The organism is Erwinia sp. (assembly GCF_049696395.1).
Classification (GTDB): Bacteria; Pseudomonadota; Gammaproteobacteria; order Enterobacterales; family Enterobacteriaceae; genus Erwinia.
Map to the genome: position 1 here is coordinate 1 of NZ_JBAVTT010000174.1, position 4280 is coordinate 4280.

Below are 4280 nucleotides of genomic sequence, written 5' to 3' on the forward strand. Positions count from 1 at the left end.
TGGCGACCATACAGGCCAACCCTAAATTCTTTCAGGAACTTGCCTCACATTAAGGCTTTATGACGGAAGGATTCGACAGGAGCCGCCGTTCGCGTGTAACTTTAACGGCAGAAAAAACAAAGCCCCGGAAATCATGCTCATTCTTGGCGGAGCGACATGATGACCAGGGCCAGGCACAAAACCTAAGAAGGATATTAGCACATGCAGAGTGCAAGACAACAGCCCGCCATAAGCGCTGGCATGAGTGACTAACCCAGCCCTCGACCTGTTCAACGACCGCTTACCACACAAGCCGTACTTTTCGGACGATCTGCACTTTGGTGTACGCATCGCGGGAAAAGAGCGCGCTATTCTGGCGAAATACATCCAATTCAACCAGCCACACGCCATGTTCTGGCTCGGATTTGACGTTGACCGACTCGGCGCCGCGATAGACTGGAGCGATAGAAACGCCCCTGCGCCCACGCTGACCATCACCAACCCCGAAAATGGTCACGCTCACCTGCTTTACGCGCTGAAAACCTCGATACGTACCGCACCTGACGGAAAAATGAAGCCACTGAAGTACGCCGCCGCCGTAGAGAATGCGCTACGTAAAAAACTGGACGCTGACGTGGGGTATTCGGGGTTAATTTGCAAGAATCCGAACCACGGGCACTGGAAGATTGCCGTCTGGCAGCCGGAGCTCTACACACTGGACTGGCTGGCCGACTCGCTCGAGCTGAACACCGCAAACGACAAAGAAATCGTAGCCGACTATGGCTTAGGCCGTAACTGCACCCTGTTCGACAAAACGCGTAAGTGGGCGTATCGCGCAATTCGTCAAGGGTGGCCTGAGTATGGACAGTGGCTGCAAGCCTGCTATGAACGTGCCAACGCCTACAATCTGCAATTTCCAACACCTCTTGACGATGGTGAAGTGATGGGAGTAGCTAAAAGCATTGCTAAATGGACTATGTTCCATTTCTCCAAAGAAAGTTTTGATACTTATGTAGAGCGAACTCATGGTTCTGAAGTTCAGTCTGTTAGAGGTAGGGCTGGAGGTAAAATCAGTTCAGGCGGAGGAAGGAAAAAAAGTATTTCTTCACAAGAGAGTGAGAGCCCGTGGATAAGCCTTGGTATTAGCAGAAGGGCTTTCTTTTATCAAAAAAAGAAAGCCAAATGAATTTTAGTTATCCAGTATTATGCTAAATCTTTTTAAGATCATTAGGAATGTTATCATTGTTGATATAAATAATGCATAACATAAAAAAGAAGCCATAAGGAATATATAGTAAGGAATTCCTGATGTTATTTTCATGTCGTAGAATGAAAGCACGGCCGAGAGTATAACAATTATTATTGATGTGAGTATCGCAAAGCAAATGTTTTGACATAATTCTTTGTAGAGAGCTATATTTTTTTTATAGGTTGTTTTTTTATCAGCTACAGTTTCTTTTTCTTCCTTTTCAATTACTTTGCTTTTCTGGTCGTAAACCATTACAACGGCACTCATTAATAATGCGGTTGTGATTGATCCAAAGTTAACCATAATGCCAACCACTGACGATGGCATTACTTTAAAAAAGTAACATATCAACGCTGACATTATTAACGGAGATATAAAATGAAGCCACAAGTCCGCCTTAGGTAATGGCGTAGAATCATCATCCTTTAAACTTGATATGTGGTTCGCAATCAACCAGTAAATGTTTATTTTGTTCATATTGCATACCCTTGCCCGTAAATGTCTGAAAGGAAATCATTTATTTCTTCTTTCACGGCATTGTGCAAGTCTTGCTCGTTAGGCTCGTTCGTCAGAGGGTCTATGTTCAGACTTGCATCATCTAAAGTTATAGACACGCCCTTTGATATTATGTTCCTCAGTTCATAGATCTTGTCTTTTCCGTTTACTTGAACTGTTATTTTTAGTTTGTCACTATTGGGTTCTAAAAGCTCTATCAGCTTATTTTGTGATTTGCTCTTATCTAGATAGTCAGATACTAGCCCCATTGAGTAGCCTTTGTTTTTTACCACAAACTCTGCCGTTGTCCTATTACCTATTAAACGCATAGCATCGGCAGTATCTTTACTTACCTTATACCCGACAGCTTTAACCTCTGTTACAGGTGAGTCTTTTATAGATTGAGGTATTTGCTCATGTAACAATGATCGAACGCGGGCTTCTAATGAAGGCGTATTCGCCATAAATCCGTTTTCTATGATACGTTTTATGGGCGTCCTAGCGTTTAATCTAGATGTGTCATGGAAGGCAATTATTCCTGTATCTAAACTGTCAGGTAAATACATGAATATGTATCTTCTTTTCTCCGTGACTTCATCATGGTTTACTTTTTTATGACTTGAAGATGACAGTAACTTTTGTCTTACGGTGTAGTTTTCCCCATAACGACCCGCATTGACATACCCGTATATGATTCTTTTGTTATCGTCAAAGGTAAGGCTGCCAGGTGTTATGGAAACTATTAGCTTAGTATCGGTATCTTCTAGAGGTATGTTTGTATTTCTATTAATGATCCCTTTTACTATTTCATAGGCTTTTATGTTTTGATCATTATTTAACTCACCAAGCTTAAAGGATTTTCTTGACCTTGCTTTGAGCAACACTCGGAAAGAAGACATGTGAACTGCGTGCATAGATAACCTGCCGTGGCTAATTGTTTTTAATTTTACCAAATAGTAGCTGAAAAATGTTTGCACTGAAACAAGCCTATATCAGATAACAGCCCTCTACTCGAAGAGGGCTTTTTTTTTGCAGCGACCGCATAATCTGACATACTCCATCATACCTTAAGCCAGTACACACAGCGTCCCCTCTACGAGGCTCCGTCTGTGACTGGTTCAGGGGGCTCGCCACCCCCCGAAACCCCGGGCATCCACTGCGAAACTTTCGCACTTTGGGTGCGAATATTTCTCAGCGGAGTGAGAATGGAAAAGCGTACGAGAGAGATCAAAATCCGGCTCACCGACTCAGAGCATCAGCGACTGATTGATCGCTGTGACCGTATCCATCTGGCCGGATGGCTGCGTCAGCTCGGTCTGGGAGAACATACCGCCAGAAAGCGCCGTTTGCCTGATGTGTCGCCCGACCTGCTGCGACAGGTCAGCGGGATAGGCAACAACCTTAATCAGATCGCCCGCCGCCTTAACCAGCTCGATGGGCTGAACCCTACTGACCGCGTTTCACTGCTGGCGGTGTTAAACAGTCTCGACCGCAATCTCAGTGAACTGCTGGAGCAGCATCGTGATCGTTAAAATTCACTCACGCGGTGCCGGTTCGGGCAGTGGTCCGGTTGATTACCTGCTGGGCAAGGATCGCCAGCGTGACGATGCCCGTGTGCTGCGAGGAGATGCCGAACGTACCCGCGAGCTGATTGACGGCTGTGACTTTGCCCGTGCCTACACGTCCGGCGTGCTGTCGTTTCAGGAGGCCGACATTGCTGAGCCTGAAAAGGCGCGGCTGATGGATGAATGGGAACAGACACTGATGACCGGTCTCGACAAAGACCAGTACGCCTGCCTTTGGGTTGAGCATCAGGATAAAGGCCGTCTAGAGCTGAACTTCGTGATCCCGAACATCGAGTTACAGAGCGGGAAACGTCTGCAACCCTATTTCGACCGCGCCGACCGTCCCAGGGTCAACGCCTGGCAGACGCTGACCAATGACCGACTCGGACTGCGTGACCCCAATGACCCCGCCTATCGTCGCCCGCTGACGCAGGCCAGCGACCTGCCGCGAGACAAACAGCAGGCAGCGGAAAAGCTGACCGCCGGCCTGATGAACCTGATGGCACAGGGCGCGATACGCAGCCGGCAGGACGTGGTGACTCAGCTTGAAAGCATCGGTCTCACCGTGGCGCGGGAAACCAAAAGCAGCATCAGTATTGCCGACCCGTCCGGCGGCAGAAACATCCGGCTGAAAGGAATGATTTATGAGCGAGATTTTAAATTTGGCGAAGGGCTTCGAGGAGAAATCGAAGCAGCAAGCGCAGGATACCGAGCAGAGCGTGAAGCGCGAGTTCGTGAGGCTGGAAACGTCTATCAGCGCGGACTTGAAATCAAGCTCGCAGAACATCAGCAACGCTATTCACGAACAGAACGCCAGGCTGAAGGGCATGATCAGAGCCACGGCCACCACCGCGATGATCTGGACAGTGGTCTGCGCCGCGCTCCTGATTGGCATCCTGAGCGGGATAATCTGGTTTCAGATGCAGGTCATCAGCTCACGCCTGAGCGATATCGACGGCTACAGCCAGCAGCTGACGAGCCTGAAAGCGAAA

The 4280-nt window shown here is 47.7% G+C and carries 5 protein-coding genes and 1 pseudogene; 4 read left to right on the forward strand and 2 right to left on the reverse strand.

Going from position 1 to position 4280, the window contains the following annotated elements; genetic code table 11:
* Positions 1-244 precede the first annotated feature (244 nt).
* The gene (locus WCC56_RS20170) at positions 245-1165 is read left to right on the forward strand and encodes a replication initiation protein (RefSeq protein ID WP_424694099.1); all 921 of its coding nucleotides are present in this window, start codon (positions 245-247) and stop codon (positions 1163-1165) included.
* Positions 1166-1168: 3 nt separating this feature from the next.
* On the opposite strand, the gene WCC56_RS20175 is transcribed toward WCC56_RS20170, so the two are convergent.
* A complete protein-coding gene (locus WCC56_RS20175; protein WP_424694100.1) occupies positions 1169-1705 on the reverse strand; it encodes a hypothetical protein in 537 nt (178 codons plus the stop codon).
* Entirely contained in the window at positions 1702-2622 is a 921-nt protein-coding gene (locus tag WCC56_RS20180; protein WP_424694101.1) for a hypothetical protein, read from the reverse strand. Before WCC56_RS20180 ends, WCC56_RS20175 begins: the two co-directional genes overlap by 4 nt.
* Before the next feature lie 306 nt (positions 2623-2928).
* Here WCC56_RS20180 and WCC56_RS20185 point away from each other — a divergent pair, with 306 nt between their 5' ends.
* The 3 genes and pseudogenes from WCC56_RS20185 to WCC56_RS20195 all read left to right on the forward strand — a co-directional run.
* Entirely contained in the window at positions 2929-3255 is a 327-nt protein-coding gene (locus WCC56_RS20185; protein ID WP_424694102.1) for a MobC family plasmid mobilization relaxosome protein, read from the forward strand.
* 157 nt (positions 3256-3412) lie between these two features.
* Positions 3413-3562: pseudogene (locus WCC56_RS20190) on the forward strand (plasmid mobilization relaxase MbeA); the annotation flags it as partial.
* Between the two features lie 370 nt (positions 3563-3932).
* A partial coding sequence (locus tag WCC56_RS20195; protein WP_424694103.1) for an MbeB family mobilization protein occupies positions 3933-4280 on the forward strand: 348 nt, incomplete at its 3' end.

Coding starts and splice junctions, on each gene's coding strand:
- WCC56_RS20175 (WP_424694100.1), bottom strand. CDS start 1,705: ATGAACAAAATAAACATTTACTGGTTGATTGCGAACCACATATCAAGT.
- WCC56_RS20180 (WP_424694101.1), bottom strand. CDS start 2,622: ATGTCTTCTTTCCGAGTGTTGCTCAAAGCAAGGTCAAGAAAATCCTTT.
- WCC56_RS20185 (WP_424694102.1), top strand. CDS start 2,929: ATGGAAAAGCGTACGAGAGAGATCAAAATCCGGCTCACCGACTCAGAG.